This window comes from Neoluteolibacter marinus, assembly GCF_014904755.1.
Taxonomy (GTDB): Bacteria; Verrucomicrobiota; Verrucomicrobiia; order Verrucomicrobiales; family Akkermansiaceae; genus Haloferula; species Haloferula marina.
Map to the genome: position 1 here is coordinate 1 of NZ_JACZFQ010000004.1, position 18,676 is coordinate 18,676.

Annotated in this window: 17 protein-coding genes; 12 read left to right on the forward strand and 5 right to left on the reverse strand. The window is 66.3% G+C overall.

Going from position 1 to position 18,676, the window contains the following annotated elements; all coding sequences use genetic code 11:
- Positions 1-596 precede the first annotated feature (596 nt).
- The 9 genes from murG (at position 597) to IG178_RS01090 (ending at position 11,129) form a co-directional block, all read left to right on the forward strand.
- A complete protein-coding gene (gene murG / locus IG178_RS01050; RefSeq protein WP_193210633.1) occupies positions 597-1,703 on the forward strand; it encodes an undecaprenyldiphospho-muramoylpentapeptide beta-N-acetylglucosaminyltransferase in 1,107 nt (368 codons plus the stop codon).
- On the forward strand, positions 1,700-3,997 hold the full coding sequence (gene murC / locus IG178_RS01055) for a UDP-N-acetylmuramate--L-alanine ligase (RefSeq protein ID WP_193210634.1): 2,298 nt from the start codon (positions 1,700-1,702) through the stop codon (positions 3,995-3,997). The genes murG and murC overlap by 4 nt, the downstream gene beginning before the upstream one ends.
- A gap of 2 nt (positions 3,998-3,999) precedes the next feature.
- Positions 4,000-4,920 (forward strand): D-alanine--D-alanine ligase, encoded by a 921-nt coding sequence (locus tag IG178_RS01060; protein WP_193210635.1) that lies wholly within the window; start codon positions 4,000-4,002, stop codon positions 4,918-4,920.
- A 13-nt stretch (positions 4,921-4,933) separates the two neighbouring features.
- Positions 4,934-5,905, forward strand: a complete 972-nt coding sequence (locus IG178_RS01065; RefSeq protein ID WP_193210636.1) for a cell division protein FtsQ/DivIB — start codon at positions 4,934-4,936, stop codon at positions 5,903-5,905.
- A gap of 9 nt (positions 5,906-5,914) precedes the next feature.
- The gene (gene ftsA / locus IG178_RS01070) at positions 5,915-7,126 is read left to right on the forward strand and encodes a cell division protein FtsA (protein WP_193210637.1); all 1,212 of its coding nucleotides are present in this window, start codon (positions 5,915-5,917) and stop codon (positions 7,124-7,126) included.
- Between the two features lie 39 nt (positions 7,127-7,165).
- A complete protein-coding gene (locus IG178_RS01075; RefSeq protein ID WP_193210638.1) occupies positions 7,166-8,929 on the forward strand; it encodes a cell division protein FtsZ in 1,764 nt (587 codons plus the stop codon).
- 91 nt (positions 8,930-9,020) lie between these two features.
- Positions 9,021-9,332, forward strand: coding sequence for a Dabb family protein (locus IG178_RS01080; protein ID WP_193210639.1), 312 nt, complete (start codon positions 9,021-9,023; stop codon positions 9,330-9,332).
- Complete coding sequence (locus IG178_RS01085) at positions 9,329-10,324, forward strand: galactitol-1-phosphate 5-dehydrogenase (protein ID WP_193210640.1); 996 nt, start codon at positions 9,329-9,331, stop codon at positions 10,322-10,324. Before IG178_RS01080 ends, IG178_RS01085 begins: the two co-directional genes overlap by 4 nt.
- Before the next feature lie 4 nt (positions 10,325-10,328).
- On the forward strand, positions 10,329-11,129 hold the full coding sequence (locus IG178_RS01090; RefSeq protein ID WP_193210641.1) for an SDR family NAD(P)-dependent oxidoreductase: 801 nt from the start codon (positions 10,329-10,331) through the stop codon (positions 11,127-11,129).
- Between the two features lie 17 nt (positions 11,130-11,146).
- Here IG178_RS01090 and IG178_RS01095 read toward each other — a convergent pair whose 3' ends face one another.
- The 3 genes from IG178_RS01095 to IG178_RS01105 all read right to left on the reverse strand — a co-directional run bounded on the left by IG178_RS01095 (position 11,147) and on the right by IG178_RS01105 (position 14,450).
- Complete coding sequence (locus IG178_RS01095; RefSeq protein ID WP_193210642.1) at positions 11,147-12,010, reverse strand: hypothetical protein; 864 nt, start codon at positions 12,008-12,010, stop codon at positions 11,147-11,149.
- Between the two features lie 151 nt (positions 12,011-12,161).
- Positions 12,162-12,884 carry a 3-keto-disaccharide hydrolase gene (locus IG178_RS01100; RefSeq protein WP_193210643.1) on the reverse strand — a complete coding sequence of 241 codons (723 nt, stop codon included), beginning with the start codon at positions 12,882-12,884 and terminating at the stop codon, positions 12,162-12,164.
- A 69-nt stretch (positions 12,885-12,953) separates the two neighbouring features.
- Complete coding sequence (locus tag IG178_RS01105; RefSeq protein WP_193210644.1) at positions 12,954-14,450, reverse strand: glycogen synthase; 1,497 nt, start codon at positions 14,448-14,450, stop codon at positions 12,954-12,956.
- Between IG178_RS01105 and IG178_RS01110 the strand changes: the two genes are divergently transcribed.
- On the forward strand, positions 14,449-15,540 hold the full coding sequence (locus tag IG178_RS01110) for an LpxL/LpxP family acyltransferase (protein ID WP_193210645.1): 1,092 nt from the start codon (positions 14,449-14,451) through the stop codon (positions 15,538-15,540). The genes IG178_RS01105 and IG178_RS01110 overlap by 2 nt on opposite strands.
- On the forward strand, positions 15,537-16,739 hold the full coding sequence (locus IG178_RS01115) for a polysaccharide deacetylase family protein (RefSeq protein WP_193210646.1): 1,203 nt from the start codon (positions 15,537-15,539) through the stop codon (positions 16,737-16,739). The genes IG178_RS01110 and IG178_RS01115 overlap by 4 nt, the downstream gene beginning before the upstream one ends.
- On the opposite strand, the gene IG178_RS01120 is transcribed toward IG178_RS01115, so the two are convergent.
- On the reverse strand, positions 16,720-17,367 hold the full coding sequence (locus IG178_RS01120; protein WP_193210647.1) for a methyltransferase domain-containing protein: 648 nt from the start codon (positions 17,365-17,367) through the stop codon (positions 16,720-16,722). The two genes, IG178_RS01115 and IG178_RS01120, sit on opposite strands and share 20 nt — an antisense overlap.
- Positions 17,364-18,140 (reverse strand): glycosyltransferase family 2 protein, encoded by a 777-nt coding sequence (locus tag IG178_RS01125; protein ID WP_193210648.1) that lies wholly within the window; start codon positions 18,138-18,140, stop codon positions 17,364-17,366. The genes IG178_RS01120 and IG178_RS01125 overlap by 4 nt, the downstream gene beginning before the upstream one ends.
- Positions 18,141-18,257: 117 nt before the next feature.
- Here IG178_RS01125 and queD point away from each other — a divergent pair, with 117 nt between their 5' ends.
- On the forward strand, positions 18,258-18,623 hold the full coding sequence (queD, locus tag IG178_RS01130) for a 6-carboxytetrahydropterin synthase QueD (protein WP_193210649.1): 366 nt from the start codon (positions 18,258-18,260) through the stop codon (positions 18,621-18,623).
- Positions 18,624-18,676: the final 53 nt, after the last annotated feature.

An 18,676-nucleotide genomic window follows, 5' to 3' on the forward strand; every position in this document is an offset into this window, starting at 1 on the left:
AATAGTCGGGCCAATGGACCGTGGGGGGATTGGCCGTTTTACTGGCGAGCCGGCCTCGGGATTGGGGGGCGTCCCGTGGTCGGCTCGTCGGACACCTTTGCCATCGGTCGGGGGGCTTCCGGCAGCTCGGGTATGTTCGTGAAGAACGGGGGTCATCCAACACCCGGACGCATTTCGGGACAAGATGTTTCTCATGACGTGATTGCGTAGGGTGAGATATGCTTCCCGTTTTCGGACTTTTGCTGGCCGGGTTGCATTCTTGCTGAAAATCAATGGGATAGGTTGGGAATGCGAAATTGATTTAGATGCCTTAATAGTCAGTTTGATGAAGGTTGGTGGCGGTGATCTAAGATGGAATGGTGGATTTTCGATTCATGGTTCGCAAAATCGGCGGGGATTTTGCGAAGAATTCCGGGGTGCAGGTTGCCGGTTTGCCGGAGGGTGGCCGGAGCTCGATCCCGGGTGGCGGCGAGTCCAACAGGTTCCGGGGCTTTCCGTCTAACGGGGCGTTTTGGATATTGCCTGATAATCAAGAAATGTTGCATTCTTTGCCGTGGCCGCGCGGCAACTGGCCCGGGGTCTCGGGACACCGGACTATGGAACAAAAAAGCGGGCAAGCGTCGGTCATCATCGCGTGCGGCGGAACTGGAGGGCATCTCTTCCCGGGGCTTGCCGTTGCGGAGGAGTTGACGGCGCGGGGCGGGCAGGTGTTGCTGCTGGTTTCCGAGAAGAAAATCGATCAGGAGGCGCGGCGGAAGTACCCGCAGTACCGCTTTGAGACGATTCCGGCGATCGGCAAGCCGGCGACCCTGTCGCCGAAGATGCTGCCCTTCCTCTTGAAGCTCTGGCGAACGATGGGTCGCTGCGTCGGGCTGGTGAAGGAATTCAAGGCGGATGCGGTGCTCGGCATGGGCGGTTTCACCTCGCTGCCACCCTGCTGGGCGGGCAAACGCGCCGGGGTGCCATCGTTCGTGCACGATTCCAATGCCCTGCCCGGCAAGGCAAACCGCCTGACCGCGAGGTTTTGCAGCAAGATTTTCGTCGGGGTGGATGCGGCCCGGAGCTATTTCCCCGGCAAGGACGTGGTTTTGACCGGAACCCCGGTGCGGGCGGAAATGCGCAGCTTGCCGAGCCGCAAGGATGCCGCCGCGATGTTCGGCCTTGATCCCTCCCGGCCGACCTTGATGGTCACCGGTGGTAGTCAGGGGGCGCGCCGCCTGAACTCGCTGGTGGCGGAGGCTTTTTCGCAATTTCCGGCCGGCACGCAGGTGCTGCACATCGCCGGCCCGCTCGACGAGGCGCGGGTGGTGGAAGAGGCGGCGGGTCGCGAAGGCTACCGGGTGATCGGGTTTTGCGACAACATGCCGGCGGCGTATGCGGTGGCGGATGCGGTGCTTTCCCGTTCCGGGGCGTCGAGCATGACCGAGTTGGCCTTCCTCGGCTTGCCGTCGATCCTGGTGCCGTATCCCTACGCGGCCGACGACCACCAGACGCGGAACGGCGAAGTGTTTTCACAGGCCGGAGCCGCCTTTCTCGAGCCGGAAGCGGCGCTGGATGCCGGCAAACTGGCGGCGCGCGTCACGACCTTGATGAGTGATTTGCAAACCCGCGAACGCATGGCACAAGCGGCGCGTTCGATCGCCCTGCCCGACGCCGCCGCGCGGGTCTGCGACGCGATCGAGGCGACCCTTTCCCGGAAATGAACGAGCTGAGCCAGAAACTGACCGAGCGTGCCCACCCGCTGCGCATCCATCTCATCGGGGTGGCGGGATCCGGCATGAGCGGCCTGGCGTTGCTGTTGATGGGAATGGGACACCGGGTCAGCGGCTCGGACCGGGTGACGTCCGGCGAGACCGAGCGGATGCAGAAGCTCGGCCTGGAGTTTTCCTCGCCGCACACCGCCGAGGCGGTGCAGGGCGCCGATGTCGTGGTCTATTCCTCGGCCATCCGTCCGGACAACCCCGCGTACGCCGCGGCAAAGGCGGCCGGGATCAAGCTGATCCGCCGCGCCGAGTGCCTCGCGGCGATCCTTCACACCCGCCAGGGAATCGTGGTTTCCGGGACGCACGGCAAAACGACGACCTCGTCGATGATCGCCCACGCCCTGCGCGAGGCGCACCTGCACCCGAGCCACTACGTCGGCGCCGAAATCCCGGTGCTCGGAGCCAACGCACGCTGGTCGGAGGAAGGGCCATGGATGGTCGCGGAAGGGGACGAGAGCGACGGGACCCTGGCGCTGTATCGTCCGGCTTGCTCGATCATCCTCAATATCGAGGCCGAGCATCTCGATCACTACAAGGACCTCGGCGAGATCAAGGAGGTCTTTTCCACCCTGGTGGCCCAGACCTCGGGTCCGGTTGTCTATTGCAAGGAATGCCCGGTGGCCAGCGAGGTCGCCGGGAAGTCGTTGCAGCCGGTGAGCTACGGCTGGTCGGGCGCCGACTACACGGCCGCGGAAATCCGTGAGTTGCGGGGCGCCACCGCGTTCACCGTGGTCCGCAACGGCCAGATCCTCGGCGACGTCGAGCTCGGCATTCCCGGCCGCCACAATGTGCTCAACGCGTTGGCGGCGATCGCCACCGCGGATCGGCTCGGTGCCGACTTCACGCTGGTTTCGCGGGCCCTGAACACCTTTGCCGGGGCGAAGCGGCGCTTCGAAACGAAGTACCTTTCGCCGCGAGTCCGCATTGTCGACGACTACGGCCATCATCCCACCGAGGTGGCGGCGACCTTGCAGACCGCGCGCTCGCTGAAGCCGGGCCGGGTCGTGGTGCTGTTCCAGCCGCACCGCTTCACGCGGACGCAGGCGCTGGCCGACGACTTCGGGCAGGTGCTGCAGGCGGCGGACAAGGTGTTCGTGACCGATGTCTATCCGGCGAGCGAATTGCCGATTCCCGGCGTCAGCGGGGCGACGATCGTCGACGCGGCCAAGCGCCTCGACGCTGATCACGTGATCTCCCTGCCCGATCTTGCGACGGCCCACCACACGGTCGGGAATTCCCTCGAGCCCGGCGATTTGCTGATCACGCTGGGGGCGGGAAATGTCCACGAGGCGGGAACCCGGATCGCCCGCGATCTGAAGATACTGGAAGAGATGCTGCAGCTCGTCCCGCGCGGCGACATGGATGCCCGTCTCTATGAGCCGATGCGCCGCCACACCACCATGCTGGTCGGCGGTCCGGCGCAGTTCTGGATCGAACCGCACACCTTCGAGGCGTTCGCGGAAGTGGTGAACTATTGCCGCGAGCGCGGGGTGGCCCTGCGGGTGGTCGGTCGGGGATCGAACCTGCTGGTGCGCGACGGTGGCATCCGCGGCGCGGTCGTTCATCCGAGCGGCGGTGTTTTCAGCGAATGCCACGCCGAGAACGGCAGGATCATCGCGGGTGCCGGGGTGCGGCTCAAGAAGCTGGCAAGCGTCGCCCAGGCCGCGGGGATCGGTGGCTTCGAATGGATGGAAGGCATTCCCGGGAATGTCGGCGGGGCGCTGCGGATGAATGCCGGCGCGATGGGCGTGGAGACCTTCGACCAGGTGGTCAGCGTGACCTTCCTCGATGAGGACGGGGAGATCCGCGAGCGCAGCCGCGAGGAGATCGTGGCAAACTACCGCGACGTCCCCGAGCTGCGGCGGAACTTCGCCTTGCAGGCGGTTTTCGAGGGCACTCCTGACGACAAGGAGGCGATCCAGGCGCGCTGGGACGCCTCGCGGGCCAAGCGCCGCAGCTCCCAACCGGTTGCCGCGAGTGCCGGGTGCATTTTCAAGAATCCGGGCGAGACCCCGGCGGGCAAGCTGGTCGATGAACTCGGCCTGAAAGGCTGCAACGAGGGCAAGGCCCGGGTGTCCGAAGTCCACGGCAATTTCATCGTCAACGGTGGCGGGGCGACGGCAAGCGAAGTGCTTGCGATGATCAACCGGATCAAGGCGGTGGCTCGCGACACCCGCGGCATCGAACTGGAGACCGAGGTCAAGGTCCTCGGCGAAGACGAATTCACCTTCTGAACATGATTCCCGACAATCTCCTCATCGCCGTCCTGATGGGCGGTCCAGGCTCGGAGCGCGAGGTTTCGCTGGCGTCCGGAACTGCCGTCCTCAAGGCGCTGCAAGCGGCCGGGTGCCGCGCGGTCGGGGTGGACGTGAAAAGTCCGGACTTCGAACTGCCCGAGGGCACCGGCCTGGCCTACATCGTCATTCATGGCACCTTCGGCGAGGACGGACAGCTCCAGCAGATCCTCGAGGACCGGGGTGTGCCGTACACCGGCGCGGGGGTCGAAAGCAGCCGCATCGCCTTCGACAAGAATCTCGCCAAGGCGAAATTCCTCGCCGCCGGGGTGCCGACTCCTGTTTCCGAGATCGTCGACGTTTCGGACGGCCCCCGCTTGCCGTCGATCCCGGTGCCATTCGTGGTCAAGCCGCCGCGTGAAGGGTCGAGCGTCGGCGTGACGATCGTCAAGGAGGCCGCACAGGCGCTTTCCGCGATGGAAGCCGCCGCGAAGTTCGGCAACGACGTGCTGGTTGAATCTTTCGTTGAGGGCAAGGAGCTGACGGTCGGGGTTCTCGACGACGTCGCCATGCCCATCGTCCACATTGCGCCGCGCGACGGCTTCTACGACATGGCGAACAAGTACCCGTGGCTCGGCGGGGGCAAAGGCAGCGACTACTACTGTCCCGCCGACCTCGACGAGGCGACCACGCGCCGGGTCCAGGAAGCGGCGCTAGCCGGCCACCGGTCCCTCGGCCTGGAAATCTACTCGCGGGTCGACGTCCTTCTCGACGCCGACGGCAATCCCTTCGTCCTTGAGGCCAACACCATCCCCGGGATGACCGAGACGAGTCTCTTGCCCAAGTCGGCGGCGGCCCACGGGATCGACTTCACCGCCCTCTGCCTCAAGATCGCCGCGCTTTCGCTCGAGCTCCGAACCTAACCCTCCGACCACCATGCTCAAACGCCGCACTTCCAAGGTTCAGCACCGCCGCCAGGTGAAGGTGTTGCAGGCGAATGTCGTGTCGCCGCGCATCATCTGGTTCGGGATCCTCAAGTCCTGCCGCAAGCTCGTCCGCTTCGCGCTGGTTCTCGGTCTCATCGGGGCGGCGGTCTGGGGTGCCCGCTACGGGATCCGCCACGGGCTGATGGAGAACGAGAAGTTCCGCCTGCAAACGATCCAGCTCAGCCCGAACCCGATCCTCGACGAGCGCGCCTTCGCGAAGCTCTCCGGCATCAACCTGAAGGGGAGCTTGTTCGATTGCGACGCCGCGGACATCGAGGCCCGGCTCTATGCCCTGCCGGAGATCGCCGGTGCAAGCGTGCGCCGTGAGTTCCCCGGGACGCTGGTCGTCGACGTGGTCCCGCGCAAACCGCGGGTGTGGATTTCCAGTGCCTCCCACGGCATCGCCCCGCGCGACCCCGGCAGCGGCCTGCTGGTCGATCGGCTCGGCTACCTGTTCCACTGTCCGGCGGCGATGTTCGAGGAAGCCTCGAAGTTGCCGGTGGTGGAGCTGGGCGAGGGCGGCGAAGTCCCGGTGGCGGGCGCCCGGATCGATCATCCGGAGTACGAGCGGCTGATGCGCCTTTACAAGGTCGCCTGCAACGAGATCGAAAGCGCGCCGGAGTGGATCGACACCCTGGTCCAGAGCCGCAGCTGGTCCCTTGACCTCCGCTCCCGCGACGGCACGCTGGCAACCTTCGGTCTCGGCGACCACGAGCGCCAGATGAAGGACTTGAAGGCAGTTCTCGAAGATGCCCGGGAGGAGGGGGAAGTGATCGAGTCGATCGAGCTCATCCCCGAGAAAAACATCCCGGTCGCTCTCCGCGGGGAGAGCGCGCCACGGGCGATACTCATCGACGAACCCGAACCCGTGACCGCGCCGGATCGCCGCGCCCGGGATCTCCAGAATCTTCTCAATCGCTGAACCCACCCAATGGCACGCTCGAAAATCCACGTCGGCCTCGAAATCGGCACCAGCAAGATTTGCATGGTGGTCGGAGAAGTGAAGTCGGACGGCTCCGTGAAAATCCTCGGGGTCGGCCAGTCGAAGGCCGTGGGAGTGCGCAAGGGGGAGATCTATGATTTCCCCCAGGTCCGTGCCTGCGTGAAGGACGCCCTGGTGAAAGCCGAGGACGCCAGCGATGTGGAGATCGGCAGCGTCTACCTCGCCGTCACCGGCGCTCACATCCAGGGGATCAACAACCGCGGCAGCTACCGCCTGCCGGACGATGAGTCCGTCATCGAGCACTCCCACGTCCAGGAGGCGAAGGAGATCGCCCGGTCGGTGGCGATCCCGCCCGACCACGTTTACCTCCACCATATCATCCGGCGTTTCGGCGTCGACGGCTTTGAGCACGCGACCTCGCCGGTGGGGCTATCCGGCAAGACGGTGGACGCCGATTTCCACGTCGTCCACGGCATCCGCTCGCGGATCGAGAACCAGATCAAGTGCGTCCGGGAAATGCCGCTCGACATCGACGACCTGGTCTTCTCGCCCATCGCCTCCGCCCAGGTCGCGCTCGACCGCGAGGCGAAGGAGCGCGGGGCACTGGTGATCGACATCGGTGGTGGCACCACCGACTACGTGCTCTACCTCGACGGGGCGATCGAGGCGTCCGGCTGCATCCCGGTGGGCGGCGACCACATCACCAACGACATCCATCTGGTGACGGGACTCGCCTTTTCAAAGGCCGAGATGCTCAAGGTTCGCGAGGGCGACGCCTCCGCCGATCCCGCCCGCTCGGTCGGCACGATCAAGGTGGCCGACGAGAAGGGTTTTGCCGAAGCCGAGGTGAAGCGGCAGCTGCTCAACGACATCATCCGCCAGCGGATGGAGGAAACCATGCGGCTGCTGTTGCGCCGTCTGCCTGAAGGAGCGATGGAGCGGGTCGGCACCGGCGTGTTCCTGTCCGGTGGCAGCAGCCTGATGCGCGGCTTCGGCGAGCTGGCCCACGACATTTTCCACCGTGACATCTACCGCCCGGAGCCGCCGGAGCTCAGCGGCGTGCAAGCGAATTTCAAGGACCCCCAATTCACCACGGCGATCGGTCTGATCCGCTACGCGCAGATCATCGAAGCCGAGCGCGAACCCAAACGCGGCGTGTTCCGCAAGCTCGGCAACGTCCTTTGGCCCTTTTCCCGATAACTCCTCAACATGGCGGCTGTGCCGTCCACCTCGAAAGCCATGATCGAATTCCCACGCGACCCCCAGAACACCATTCCATCCTCCTCCGTGAAGATCGTCGGACTCGGCGGTGCGGGGGCAAACATGCTCGACCGCGTCGTTCTCGACGGCATGGACGGGGCGGAGATGCTCGCCGTCAACACCGACATCCGGACGCTTTCCGGGTCGGTCGCCCGTGACCGCATCCAGCTCGGCCGCAATCTCACCAAGGGCCTCGGGGCCGGCGGTGACCCCGAGCTCGGCCAGCAGGCGATGCTGGAGGCGGAGAACGAGGTGCGGGCCGCGCTCAAGGGGCGCAGGATCGTTTTCCTCTGTGTCGGCCTCGGCGGCGGCACCGGATCCGGCGCGGCGCCGATCATCTGTCGCATCGCCCGCGAGGAGGGTGCTTTCGTCGTCGTCTTCGCGACCATGCCCTTCAGCTTCGAAGGTCGTCGCCGCCGCGAGCAGGCGGACACCTCGCTCAACGAACTGGCGGTGCTGTCGAATGCCCTGGTCACCTTCGACAACAACCGGATGGGTGAGCTGGTTCTCGCCAAGCAGGGGATCCACGAAGCCTTCGCTTCCGCCGACCGCATGATCTCGGAGAGTATCAAGGCGGTGATCCGCCTGGTCATCCGGCCGGGTCTGATCAACGTCGGCCTCGACGACCTGATGAGCGCGCTGCGCACGACCCGTTCGCGCTGCCTCTTCGGCTCCGGGATTGCCACCGGCAAGGACCGCGCGTCGAAGGCCCTGCGCAATGCCCTTTCCAGCCCGCTGCTCGACCAGGGTTCGCTGCTCAAGGATGCCGAGACCGTGCTGGTTCATCTCTGTGGCGGCGAGGATCTCACCCTGTATGAGATCGAGCTGTTGATGCAGAGCCTTTCCAAATACGTGCCGGAGAAAGCCCACGTCCTGTTCGGCGCGGCGGTCGATCCGGGCATGGGCGACTCGCTGAGCATCACCATGGTCAGCTCGCTGCCGGAAGATCGCCTCTATGCCACCCGCTCGGCACCGGTCGAGAAGCCGGCCCTGCTCGAGCCAAGCGACGGCTTCGCCAACGACGAAGCGGACGAGGAGCCCGAGCCGGTGGCCGTGCGACCGCCGGCCCCGAAGAAGTCGGTGGCCGCGGTGGCGACCGAGCCGCTGTTCCGGGATCCGGAACCGGTGGTGGCGGATTTCAAGTCGAAGCAGAAGCCTGCCGCGGCGAAGGAAGAGGACGAGATGCCATTCGCCGAGCCGGAGCCGTCGCCGTTCACCGTGGACCGCAAGTTGCCGCAGGAAGTCGCCGAGACCGCGGACTTCGCCGGCCGGGCCGGGGATTTCAGCGCGGACGAGCCCGAGGTGGAGGACGTCGAGGAAGTGGAAGAGGAGCCCGTGGCGATCGAACCCGAGGAACCGGTGCAGGCTGTCGTCGAGGAGGAAGAGGTCATCGAGGAAGAGGACGAGGAACCCGCCTTCTTCTCCGTCAGCAACGACGAGAAGGAAGAGGTCGAGGAGGAACTCCCGGATTTGAAGAAAAAGGACGAGGACGAGGTGCCGGTGATCCTTCCCGGGGTGTTCGATGATCTCGACGACGAGCTGGACGACGATTTCGGCGAGATCGAGGCGCCGCCGGCCCCGGAGAAAATGGCGGCCATCGCCAAGTCGAAGCCGGGGGGCGCCAAGGGACAAGGGGAACTCAGCTTCGACGGCGGTCCGCGGGGCCGCTTCGAGGGCGCCTCGCCGAGCCTGTTCGAAGGCGAGGATCTCGACGTGCCCGCCTTCCTGCGGAAGAAGAAGTAGGCGGTCCCGGCGGGTGGCTGGCGCCGGGGAGAGGTCGCAAGACAGCCCCCGCGCTTGCCCCGGCGCCCGGGGTGGCCTAGATCCCCGGGGTATGGAGCATCACGTGTATTTCTGGCTGAAGGACGAGCACAAGAACGAGGCCGATCTCAAGGCCTTCGAGGAGGGGCTTTCCAGCCTGTTCAAGCTCAAGGGACTGGTCGGCGGCTTCTGGGCCGTGCCGGCGAAGGTGATGGAGCGGCCGGTGGTCGACCAATCCTGGGACTACGCGATCACCATGACCTTCGAGTCGGTCGCCGCCCAGGACGCCTATCAGGAGGATCCGGATCACCACGTTTTCATCGACTCCTTCAAGGAGTGGTGGGCCCGCGTCGAAGTGCGCGACCTTGAAAAGGCCGGTCAATGAAAGCCCTGCAACTGGTCGCGGCATCGCAGCTGGCGGTCGTCGATCTGCCCGTCCCATCGCCTGGTCCGGGCGAGGTGAGGTTGCGGGTGAAAGCCTGCGGCATCTGCGGCAGCGACCTCCACGGCATGGACGGCAGCAGCGGCCGCCGCATCCCTCCGGTCGTGATGGGCCACGAGGCGAGCGGCGTCATCGACGCGGTCGGTGAAGGGGTGGAAGACTGGAGCGAGGGGGACCGCGTCACCTTCGACTCCACCGTCTGGTGCGGCGAGTGCAGCTACTGCCGCGAAGGCAGGGTCAATCTTTGCGACTCCCGCCAGGTCGTGGGCGTCGCCTGTGCGGAGTTCCGCCGGGACGGCGCCTTCGCCGAGTTCGTCACGGTTCCCCGGCGGATCCTGCACCGCTTGCCCGAAGGGCTGTCCTTCGAGGAGGCGGCCTTCGCCGAGCCGGTCGGGGTGGCGCTGCATGCCGTCCGCAGGGCCGGCGACGTGAGCGGAGCCAAGGTGCTGGTGGTCGGTGCCGGGCTCATCGGGCTGCTGGTCATCCAGGCCTTGAAACGCGCCGGTGCGGCGGAAGTCATCGCGGTCGATCTCGATCAGGGCCGGCTCGACCTTGCCCGCGAGCTGGGCGCGGACCAGGGCATCCTGAGCGGCGCACCGGTGCCCGAGGTCGACCTGGCGATGGAGGTCGTCGGTGCCACGCCGACCGTCGATCTCGCCGTGCGCTCCGTGAGAAAAGGCGGCCGGGTGGTGCTGGTCGGCAACCTCGCGCCGTCGGTGGCCCTGCCCTTGCAACTGGTCGTCACCCGCGAACTCGACGTGCTCGGGAGCTGTGCGATCGCCGGGGAGTATCCCGACGCGCTCGCCGCAATCGCGGCCGGCGAAATCCGGGTCAAGCCGCTCGTTTCCGCGGCCGTGGCCCTCGAGCGGGGCGTCGAGGCCTTTGTCCAGGCGGCGGCTCCCGGCGCGCTGAAAGTTTTGATCACCGGCAACTAGACTGATGACGCATCCCTTCGATCTCACCGGAAAATCCGCGCTCGTGACCGGAGCCTCGCGCGGCCTCGGCAAAGGTTTCGCCCTCGCCCTGGCGCGGGCCGGGGCCGACGTCGTGGTCACCGCACGAAAAACCGCGGACCTCGCGGAAACCGTGGCAGGGATCGAGGCGCTGGGCGCGAAAGCGTGGCCGGTTGCCCTCGATGTCCGCGACAAGGACAGCATCGAATCGGCGGTCGAGGCCGCGTGGTCCGCGGCCGGCAAGCTCGACATCCTCGTCAACAACGCCGGCTGCAACGTCCGCAAGCCGGCGCTGGAAGTGACCTGGGACGACTGGAACCTGATCCTCGACACGAACCTCCGCGGCGTGTTTTTCGTCGCCCAGGGCGTTGCCCGGCGCATGGTCGATCGCGGCTACGGCCGCATCATCAACATCGGATCCGTCACCTGCGTCAACGGCTACGCCGGCCTCGCACCGTACGGAGCCAGTCGCGGCGGAACCAAGCAGCTGACGATGTCGCTGGCGGATGATTGGGGGAAGCACGGGATCACCGTGAATTGTCTCGCTCCCGGCTGGTTCAAGACGGCCCAGAACGCGGTGATGTACGAGGACGAGGGATGGGTCGAATACCTGACCGACCGCATCCCCTTGAAGCGTCCCGGCGCGCCCGGCGACCTCGACGGGACCCTGGTTTTCCTCGCTTCCGATGCCAGCGCCTACATGACCGGTCAGACCTTGCTGGTCGATGGCGGCATCTCCGTCGGCGCGGTGAAGGCGGTGCCGGCAAAACCCCGGGATCCCGCCTGACCGGTCGCCCTGCCGGGTCAGGGAGACTTTTTCGCGGCGGCCTTTTCTTCCTCGGACCAGGCGAATACGGGCAGCTTGTCCCGGTCGAGATTCTTGAGGTGAGGCTCGTCCTTGCGGGCAGGATCGTCGGCGCGGCGGTAGGTCCAAGCGTTGTCACGGAAGACTTCCGCACAGAGCTTGGCGACGCCGGGATCGTATTCCTCCAGCTCCTGCCGGGTGTTGACGTGGTTGTGGATGGCGTCGTTCTCGCGGTTGGTGCCGAACCACGACTGGACGGCCTCCGCCCAGTACTCGTGGTGGTTCTCCGCGGCGTAGCAGTCCTTCCATTTGCCGGCCTTGAGTGCGGCGTTATAGGTCTCCTTGAGGCGCCGGTCGAAGGTCGGATCGAGGGTGTTGACGCCCATCTCGTGGATCGCGTGGGCGAACTCATGGACCATGATGCTCTCCGTGGAGTACGGATCGCCGGGGCAGCTCAGCAGGTTTTCCTCGCCGCAGCTGACGGCGGGACGATCGCGGGTGGCGCCGAGTCCGCGGGCACGCCGGTTCCAGTATTCCTTCGGGGTGAGGTCGGAATGCTCTGGCAAATCGCAGGTGCGCTCCGTGGTGGCCATGACGGCGAGCCGGACCTTGTTGTTCGCCATCGCGGTGAGGATGTCGTCGCGGCCGGCGAGCATGGATTTCACGGTGCAGGCGGCCTCGGCCAGGGCGGAGTCGCTGACTTTGCCGGACGAGACCACCGGGAAGTCGCCGACCATCTCGCACCGGGTGTAATGCGGGGCGAGCTGGAAGGCGGCGCGGGTGGCCGCCGGAATCGGGCCGGGCACCGAGTGCCCCGGCAGGAGAGCAAGCGCGGCGAGCAGCGGGAGCACCTGGAATTGCATCCCGCCAAGGTGCAGGAAAAGCCGGCCGATGCCAGCCGATCCGTGTTTTCCGGCGGAATGGAAAGTCGCTGCTGGCGAATCGGCAGCGCCAAAAAAACGCGGCACCTGGTGCCAGGTGCCGCGTCGTCGGAAGGAGGTTCCGCGTGGGTGATTACTTCTTCGCCTTGAGCTCCTTGATCTTGATGTTCTTGAACGAGACGCTGCCGTGGTCGCCTTGCAGGGCGATGTAGCCCTTGTCCGACTTGGCGAAGTTCGGCATCGAGCCGAACTTGCTGGCGGCGACGCGCTGCTTGAAGTCCTCGCTGCCGAGCACGTATTCGACGTACTTCACGCCGTTGACGTAGTGCTCGCACTTCTCCGGGCTGATGACGATGCGGATGTGGCCCCACTCGCCGGCCGGCTTGGTCGCGTCGATCGGCTTGCCGGTCTTGGGATCATCGGCGGGCTTGTAGAGGGCGTAGAGCCAGCCGCACTTTTGCGGGTCGGCGGCATTGGCATTGTCCTCGAGCTGGATCTCCGGACCGGTGGCCCAGACGGCGCCTTCCTGCTCGGTGATGTGATAGATGATGCCGCTGTTGGCGCCCTTCTCCATCTTGTAGTCGAACTCGAGTTCGAACCAATCGTACTCGTCGGCGGTGCAGAGATCCCCGGCATTGTGGGGGTCGGCGCAGACGAGGGAGCCGTCGATGACCTTCCAGCCGGGGCGGATGTCCTTCGACTTGAAGTTGTTCCAGCCCTTCATGTCCTTGCCGTTGAATAGCAGCTTCCAGCCCTCCCGCTTTTCAATGGGAGTGAGGGAATTGTCCGCGGCGTGGGCGGAGGCAAAGCCGACGACGGCGGCGAGGGTGGCGATTCCAGCGAGGTGCAATTTCATTCAACGGAATTCCGCCGTGCTTGCCGGTGCCTTGTCAAGCTGGGGGGCGAAATCGCAAGACCCGGCGGATCAGGCGGTGACAGTCGATTGCAGCATCTCCTCGTAGCGCTTGATGTAGGCGGCGGCGGTGGTCTCGTGGTTGAAGCGCTGCGCGGACTCCGTCATGATCCGCGACAAGTGGCGGGCCTTGTCTTCGGCGGGGAGCCAGTGGAAGCGGACGGCCTCGTCGACGGCCCAGCGGAGCCCGCCGGCATTGAAGTGGTTGAAGCGGATGCCGTTGCCGGTGCCGGCGGCGAGATCGAGCGGTTCCACCGTGTCGTGGAGGCCGCCGGTGTCGTGGGCCAGGGTCAGGCTGCCGTATTTCGGTGCGATCATCTGCGGCAGGCCGCAGGGCTCGAAGGACGACGGCATGAAGATGAAGTCGCTGGCGGCGTAGCCGAGGTGCGAGAGGCCCTCGTCGAACTCCCGCACCGCGACGCGGTCGTGGAAGCGGTGCTGGTTGACGATGTTGTGGAAGTGGCCCTGGTAGCTGCCGCTGGCGATGATGGCGATCTGCAGCCGGTGCTGGGTGACCAGGCCGTGGAGGATTTCAGCGAGCAGCTGGCAGCCCTTCTGGACGGGATCGAGGCGCGACGGCCAGAAGAAGAGCGGCACGTCGGGATCGCCGTAGAGGCCGAGGCGCTCCTGCAGCTCGAGCTTGTTGCGGCGCTTGCCCTGGGCGTGGTCGTCGGGGCCGAAGTGGTGGGTGAGGTAGGGGTCGGTGGCCGGGTCGAAGACCGGGTCGGGCGCGTTCAGGATCCCGGTGGCACAGCCGCTGTGCACCTTTGCGCGAAGTTCGTTGCGGATCGCGTCGGGGATGAAGCCGTGGCTGCCGCGGACGATCTCCTCGAGGAAGGTGGGGCTGACGGTGTTGACGTGGTCGGCGGCGAAGATCCCGCTGGTGAGCAGGTCGACCGGGTTGTTGCCACGGCTTTCCTCGTAGGACTTCGGCGCCCGGCGGTAGTAGAGCTGCTGCCAGAAGTCGGCGGCGTCGATGCCGCGGTCCTCGATGTGGGCGAGCGTCAGGTGCTCGGAGTGGATGTTGTGGACGGTGAAAAGGCAGGGAATGCCGTGGCGGCGGGCGACCGATGGGATCAGGCCGGTCATCCAGTCGTTGCAGTGGATGAGATCGGGCCTGACCTGGGGGATGGTGTGGTTGATCACCTCGCGCTGGAAAGCCAGCGAGATCAGGTGGTTCTCCGCGCCGTAGACACTGGAGCGGTGGTAGAAGACGCGGTCTTCGGCGAGGTGGATGCGTTGCTCCGGCAGCGCTCGGCTGACCTTCTGGAACTCGTTGTCAAAGACGCTGGCGACGTCGAGGTGGAACATCCGGCGGTAGTTCGGCAAGGCGACGTGGACGTCCGCGCCCTGGTCGTAGAGCGCCTTGACCAGCGAGGCGGAGACGTCGGCGAGACCGCCGGCCTTGGCGCACATCCGCTGCGCCAGGTTGCCCATGCCTTCCGGCAGGTAGGTGATCTCGGGGGTGACAACGAGAATCCGCGGACGGCGGGGAGGGCTTTTCGACATGGCAGCAAGGGATTTCCCTAAAACCTATGCCTTCCGGCGGGACCAGTGCAAGGAACCGTCGTGGCAATCTTCCGGCGGCCGGGCATGGCGGGCGAATCGGGCGAGGCGCGGCTTGCCCGAAGCGGCATCGCCCGCTTTGCTCGCCGGCTTGGCGGAACAGGAAGCAAGGAAGAGCCGGTGGCGGCGGGCGGGAATCTTCGGCGACTTGCCGACGCGCCTGCTGATGCGCGCGCTGAAGGTGACGCCGTGGTTCCTGGAACCGGTGCTGGTGCCCCCGTGGACGCTGTTGTTTTTCCTGATCGCGGCGGCGCAACGGCGGGCCGTGGCGGGGAACCTGCAGGCCTTGTTCCCGGAGTGGTCGGGGGCCCGGGCGACGGCCGGCGCCTACCGGGTATTCTTGAATTTCGCCTTCACGTTCGTCGATGCCATGCGGGTCGAGACGGGCACCGGGCAGGTGGACTGGGCGATCGACGGCCTGGAGCACTTCGAGGACCTGCGGTCGCGCAAGGACGGCTGCCTGATCCTGACCGCCCACATGGGCAACTACGACATGGCGGCGCCGCTGTTCTCGTCGATGTTCGGGCGCACCATCCACGCCGTGCGCGCGCCGGAGCGGGAGCCGGAAATGCAGGCGATCCGCGAGGCGGAGATCGCCGAGAAGGAACGGCTGAACCCCTACTTCAAGACCTGCTTCAATACCGGTGGCCAGATGCTCGGGGTCGAGCTCGCCCGCTACCTGCAGCAGGGCGATGTGGTGGCCTTGCAAGGCGACCGCGTGATCTTCGAAGTCTCGCCGATGGAGGCGGAGGTCGAGCCGGGCCTGAGAATGCGATTGCCGCGGGGCCCCCTTTACCTTGCTCGGATCTCGGGGGCGCCTTGCTTTCCCTTGTTCATCCTGCGTGACGGCTGGCGCCGCTACCGGGTCATGGTGCAGGCGCCGGTCGAGCTGCCGCCGCGGGTGCGCGGACGCGGCGAGGATTCCGGCACGACGGTCTGGGCGGGGACCATCCTCGGGGTGGTGAAGGCGCATTGGTCGCAGTGGTTCGTGTTCGAACCGGTCCTGCGCCGCGGGGAAAGGAGCGAGGCATGAAGGGGTGGAGCTTGGAAAGGCGGGAGCAGAACCGGGCGGCGACCCCGTTCTTCGAGATCTTCGGCGGCGACTTGAAAGTGCCGGCGGGCGATGCCGTGAGGATGGCTTCCGGCAGCGGCCTGCACCGGGGGGAATGGCGATTCTACTCGTGGGTCGTGCCGCTGGTGGTGGGGGCGGCGGTGTTCGATGCCTTGCATCGCCTGGGCGGGGCCGGTGTGGCGTGGTGCGGTGTCGTGCCGCTGGCTTTCCTGACCCTGCAGGTGTTGGGCTTCGTCATCGGTGGCAGCTCACCTTCCCGGCAGTGGATGCGATGGGAAATGGTGCTGCTCGGATGGGGATGCCTGCAGCTTTTCGTGCTGCGGGATGGCGGGGTCGGCTGGGCGGTCCTGTTGTGGGGGGCGGTATTCCTGCTCAACGGACTGGGCGCCGCGGGGCTCGTTTGGGGGGAATTGATGAACCGGCCGCTGTTCCAGACGACGGGTTTCCGGTGGCTCCTGGCCATTGCGGCCCATGTTCCCGCGCTGGTCATCGGGTGGGTCAACGGCTGGCCGTGGGGCGTTGCGTTCCAGGCATTGGTGGCGGGTTTCTGGTGTTGGGGGACTTTCCGGCCGGGCGCGCGGATCTTCGGTCCGGTGGCGACGCGGGTGGAAGGGAAGGACGTGCTGCTGACGATCGACGACGGTCCCGATCCGGTCGACACGCCGGCCTTGCTCGACCTCCTCGACCGCCACGATCGCAAGGCGGTGTTTTTCGTGATCGGGGAGAAGGTGAAGCGCCACCCCGAGCTGGCCCGGGAGATCCTGCGGCGCGGCCATGAGCTGGGGAATCACACCCTGACCCACCCGGCGGCATTCATGTGGGGCATGGGGCCGGGGCGCACGCGGCGGGAGATCGTCGGATGCAACCAGGTCATCGAGGAAGTCACCGGCGTCCGGCCGCGCTGGTACCGGGCCCCGGCCGGTCACCGGAACTGGTTCACCCATCCGGTGTTGCGGGAGTGCGGGCTGGAGCTGGTCGCCTGGAACCGGCGCGGCTTCGACGCCGTGCGCACCGACGTCCCGGAAATCGTGGCCTCGCTCACCGACGATGCCGGGCCCGGCGACATCCTGCTGCTGCACGAGGCGACGCCGGTCGCCGCGGCGGTGATGAAGGGAACGCTCGAGGCCCTCGACGGCCGCGCTACTTCTCCATCACGATGAGGTGATTGTTGAAGGGCGTGCCGCCCCACAGCGGCAGGATGCGGACCTTGCCGTGCGGGGACAGGGCGCGCTCGAAATCTTCCGCGGTCGGGTAGTGGGTCGGCGCGGCCTTCATCCAGAAGCTCGCCTTGGCGATGTAGTCGCAGAAAACCGTGATCTTGAAGCGCCGCGAGTCGTCGCGCAGGCCGGAGCGGATCACCAGCTTGCCGCCCGGGGCGACCCGGCTGGCGGCGAGGCCGAGCAGGGTCTGCTGCTCGTCCGGAGTGAAAAACTGGAGGATGTCGAGAATGGTGACATTGCCGGCGTGTTCCGGCAGCCCCTGCCGCGCGTCGTGGGTGGCGAAATCCATTTCCGGGCATTGGAGCGCGGCGGAAACCTTTGTCGCGGAGGAGATTTTCCGCTCGTCGTAGTCGAGGCCGCGGATCGGGAAACTGAGCCCGCGCTCGCGCAGGTAGAAGGCGAGGAGGCCGAGGCCGCAGCCGATGTCGAGCAGTGGCAGCGAGGATCCGCCGAGTTCGTCGTGGACCGCGCCGTAAAGCGGGTCGGTCTTCACTTTCGACGACACGTAGCAGCGGTCCCAGATGCCGGGGAAGGGCGCGGAAAGCGTCTTGGCGATATCGGCGGTCACGGGGCGGGCGGGCTGAGGGAAAGAAGCGGGTTTTCCCCGCGCAGCGCAAGCCAAGGAAAGCGCGCGATGAAACCAACGAACAGCCGCGCGTGCATCCAGGTCAGCAGGGTGTTGTCGCGCAGGTAGCGGAACTGCGAGACGCCACCTTCCTCCTGGCTCAGGTAGCGGACGGGCGTCGGTTGGTTGAGGATCGGCACGCCCCGCCAGGCCAGGCGGACCGCGACCTCGGGGTCGAAGTCGAAGCGGCGGGCGAAGCAGGTGCTTTCAAAGACCGCCAGCAGCTCGGCCGCCGGGTAGAGGCGCATGCCGAAGAGCGAGTCGTCGATGCCCCAGCCCATGGTCTCGAGGTTGGCCCAGAAATTGGAGATTTTGCGGCCGTTGACCCGCAGCGCGGGCGCGGAGGCGTCGAAAATCGGCCGGCCGAACACCGCGGCTTCGGGATGGCGGCGGGAGAGTTCGAAGTAGTGCGGGATCATGTCCGCGGGGTGCTGGCCGTCGGCATCCACGCAGAGGACATGGGTGAATCCCTCATCCAGGGCCTCCTTCACGCCCGCCAGGATGGCCGCGCCCTTGCCGCCGTTTTTGGCAATCCGCTGCACCGCCAGCCGCGGCTCGGCGAGCAGGGGATCCAGCAAATCCGGCGAGCCGTCGGTGGAGCCGTCCACCACCACCCGCACGGGCACCCCGGTGGCAAGAACCGCGGCGACCGTCGTGGGGAGGATCGGCCCGGTATTGTAAGTCGGGATGAGGACAACGGGACGGGATTCCGGCATGCGGGAGCAGACTGAACATCAGGCGTCGAAGGTCCAACCCTGAATGCGTGTGCCCGCCATGGGAGAGATAAGTCCGCGGTTGCGGGCGGGCGGGCGGGCTGCCACGCTGGCCGGGCCATGCGCGCCCGCCTGACGAAAGACTTCCGCTTCGAAGCCGCCCACACCTTGCCCAGCCTGCCGGACGACCACAAGTGCCGGCGGATGCACGGCCACAGCTTCAAGGTGGAGATCTCGATCGAAGGCGAGGTCGATGAAACCATCGGCTGGGTCTACGACCATAAACGCATCTCCCAGGCGATGCAGCCGCTGCTGGAGTTGATGGATCACTGCTACCTCAACGACATCGAGGGACTGGAGAGCCCGACCATCGAGCGGATGGCGGCATGGTTCTGGAAGAAGCTGGCCCCCGACCTGCCGGGCTTGGCGGAAATCGTCATCTACGAGACCCCGACCGCCCGCTGCTCGTTCCGCGGGGAATTCTAGCCAGCGCGTTGGATTGGAATTGCAGCCGCCGGGAGCTCCACGGCGGCTGCGGG

Bases quoted from the DNA above. Each gene is read 5' to 3' on its own strand.
- murG (WP_193210633.1), top strand. From the start codon at position 597: ATGGAACAAAAAAGCGGGCAAGCGTCGGTCATCATCGCGTGCGGCGGA.
- IG178_RS01105 (WP_193210644.1), bottom strand. From the start codon at position 14,450: ATGTCGAAAAGCCCTCCCCGCCGTCCGCGGATTCTCGTTGTCACCCCC.
- queD (WP_193210649.1), top strand. From the start codon at position 18,258: ATGCGCGCCCGCCTGACGAAAGACTTCCGCTTCGAAGCCGCCCACACC.
- IG178_RS01115 (WP_193210646.1), top strand. From the start codon at position 15,537: ATGAAGGGGTGGAGCTTGGAAAGGCGGGAGCAGAACCGGGCGGCGACC.
- IG178_RS01100 (WP_193210643.1), bottom strand. From the start codon at position 12,884: ATGAAATTGCACCTCGCTGGAATCGCCACCCTCGCCGCCGTCGTCGGC.
- ftsA (WP_193210637.1), top strand. From the start codon at position 5,915: ATGGCACGCTCGAAAATCCACGTCGGCCTCGAAATCGGCACCAGCAAG.
- IG178_RS01065 (WP_193210636.1), top strand. From the start codon at position 4,934: ATGCTCAAACGCCGCACTTCCAAGGTTCAGCACCGCCGCCAGGTGAAG.
- IG178_RS01075 (WP_193210638.1), top strand. From the start codon at position 7,166: ATGATCGAATTCCCACGCGACCCCCAGAACACCATTCCATCCTCCTCC.
- IG178_RS01080 (WP_193210639.1), top strand. From the start codon at position 9,021: ATGGAGCATCACGTGTATTTCTGGCTGAAGGACGAGCACAAGAACGAG.
- IG178_RS01110 (WP_193210645.1), top strand. From the start codon at position 14,449: ATGGCAGCAAGGGATTTCCCTAAAACCTATGCCTTCCGGCGGGACCAG.
- IG178_RS01085 (WP_193210640.1), top strand. From the start codon at position 9,329: ATGAAAGCCCTGCAACTGGTCGCGGCATCGCAGCTGGCGGTCGTCGAT.
- IG178_RS01125 (WP_193210648.1), bottom strand. From the start codon at position 18,140: ATGCCGGAATCCCGTCCCGTTGTCCTCATCCCGACTTACAATACCGGG.
- murC (WP_193210634.1), top strand. From the start codon at position 1,700: ATGAACGAGCTGAGCCAGAAACTGACCGAGCGTGCCCACCCGCTGCGC.
- IG178_RS01090 (WP_193210641.1), top strand. From the start codon at position 10,329: ATGACGCATCCCTTCGATCTCACCGGAAAATCCGCGCTCGTGACCGGA.
- IG178_RS01095 (WP_193210642.1), bottom strand. From the start codon at position 12,010: ATGCAATTCCAGGTGCTCCCGCTGCTCGCCGCGCTTGCTCTCCTGCCG.
- IG178_RS01060 (WP_193210635.1), top strand. From the start codon at position 4,000: ATGATTCCCGACAATCTCCTCATCGCCGTCCTGATGGGCGGTCCAGGC.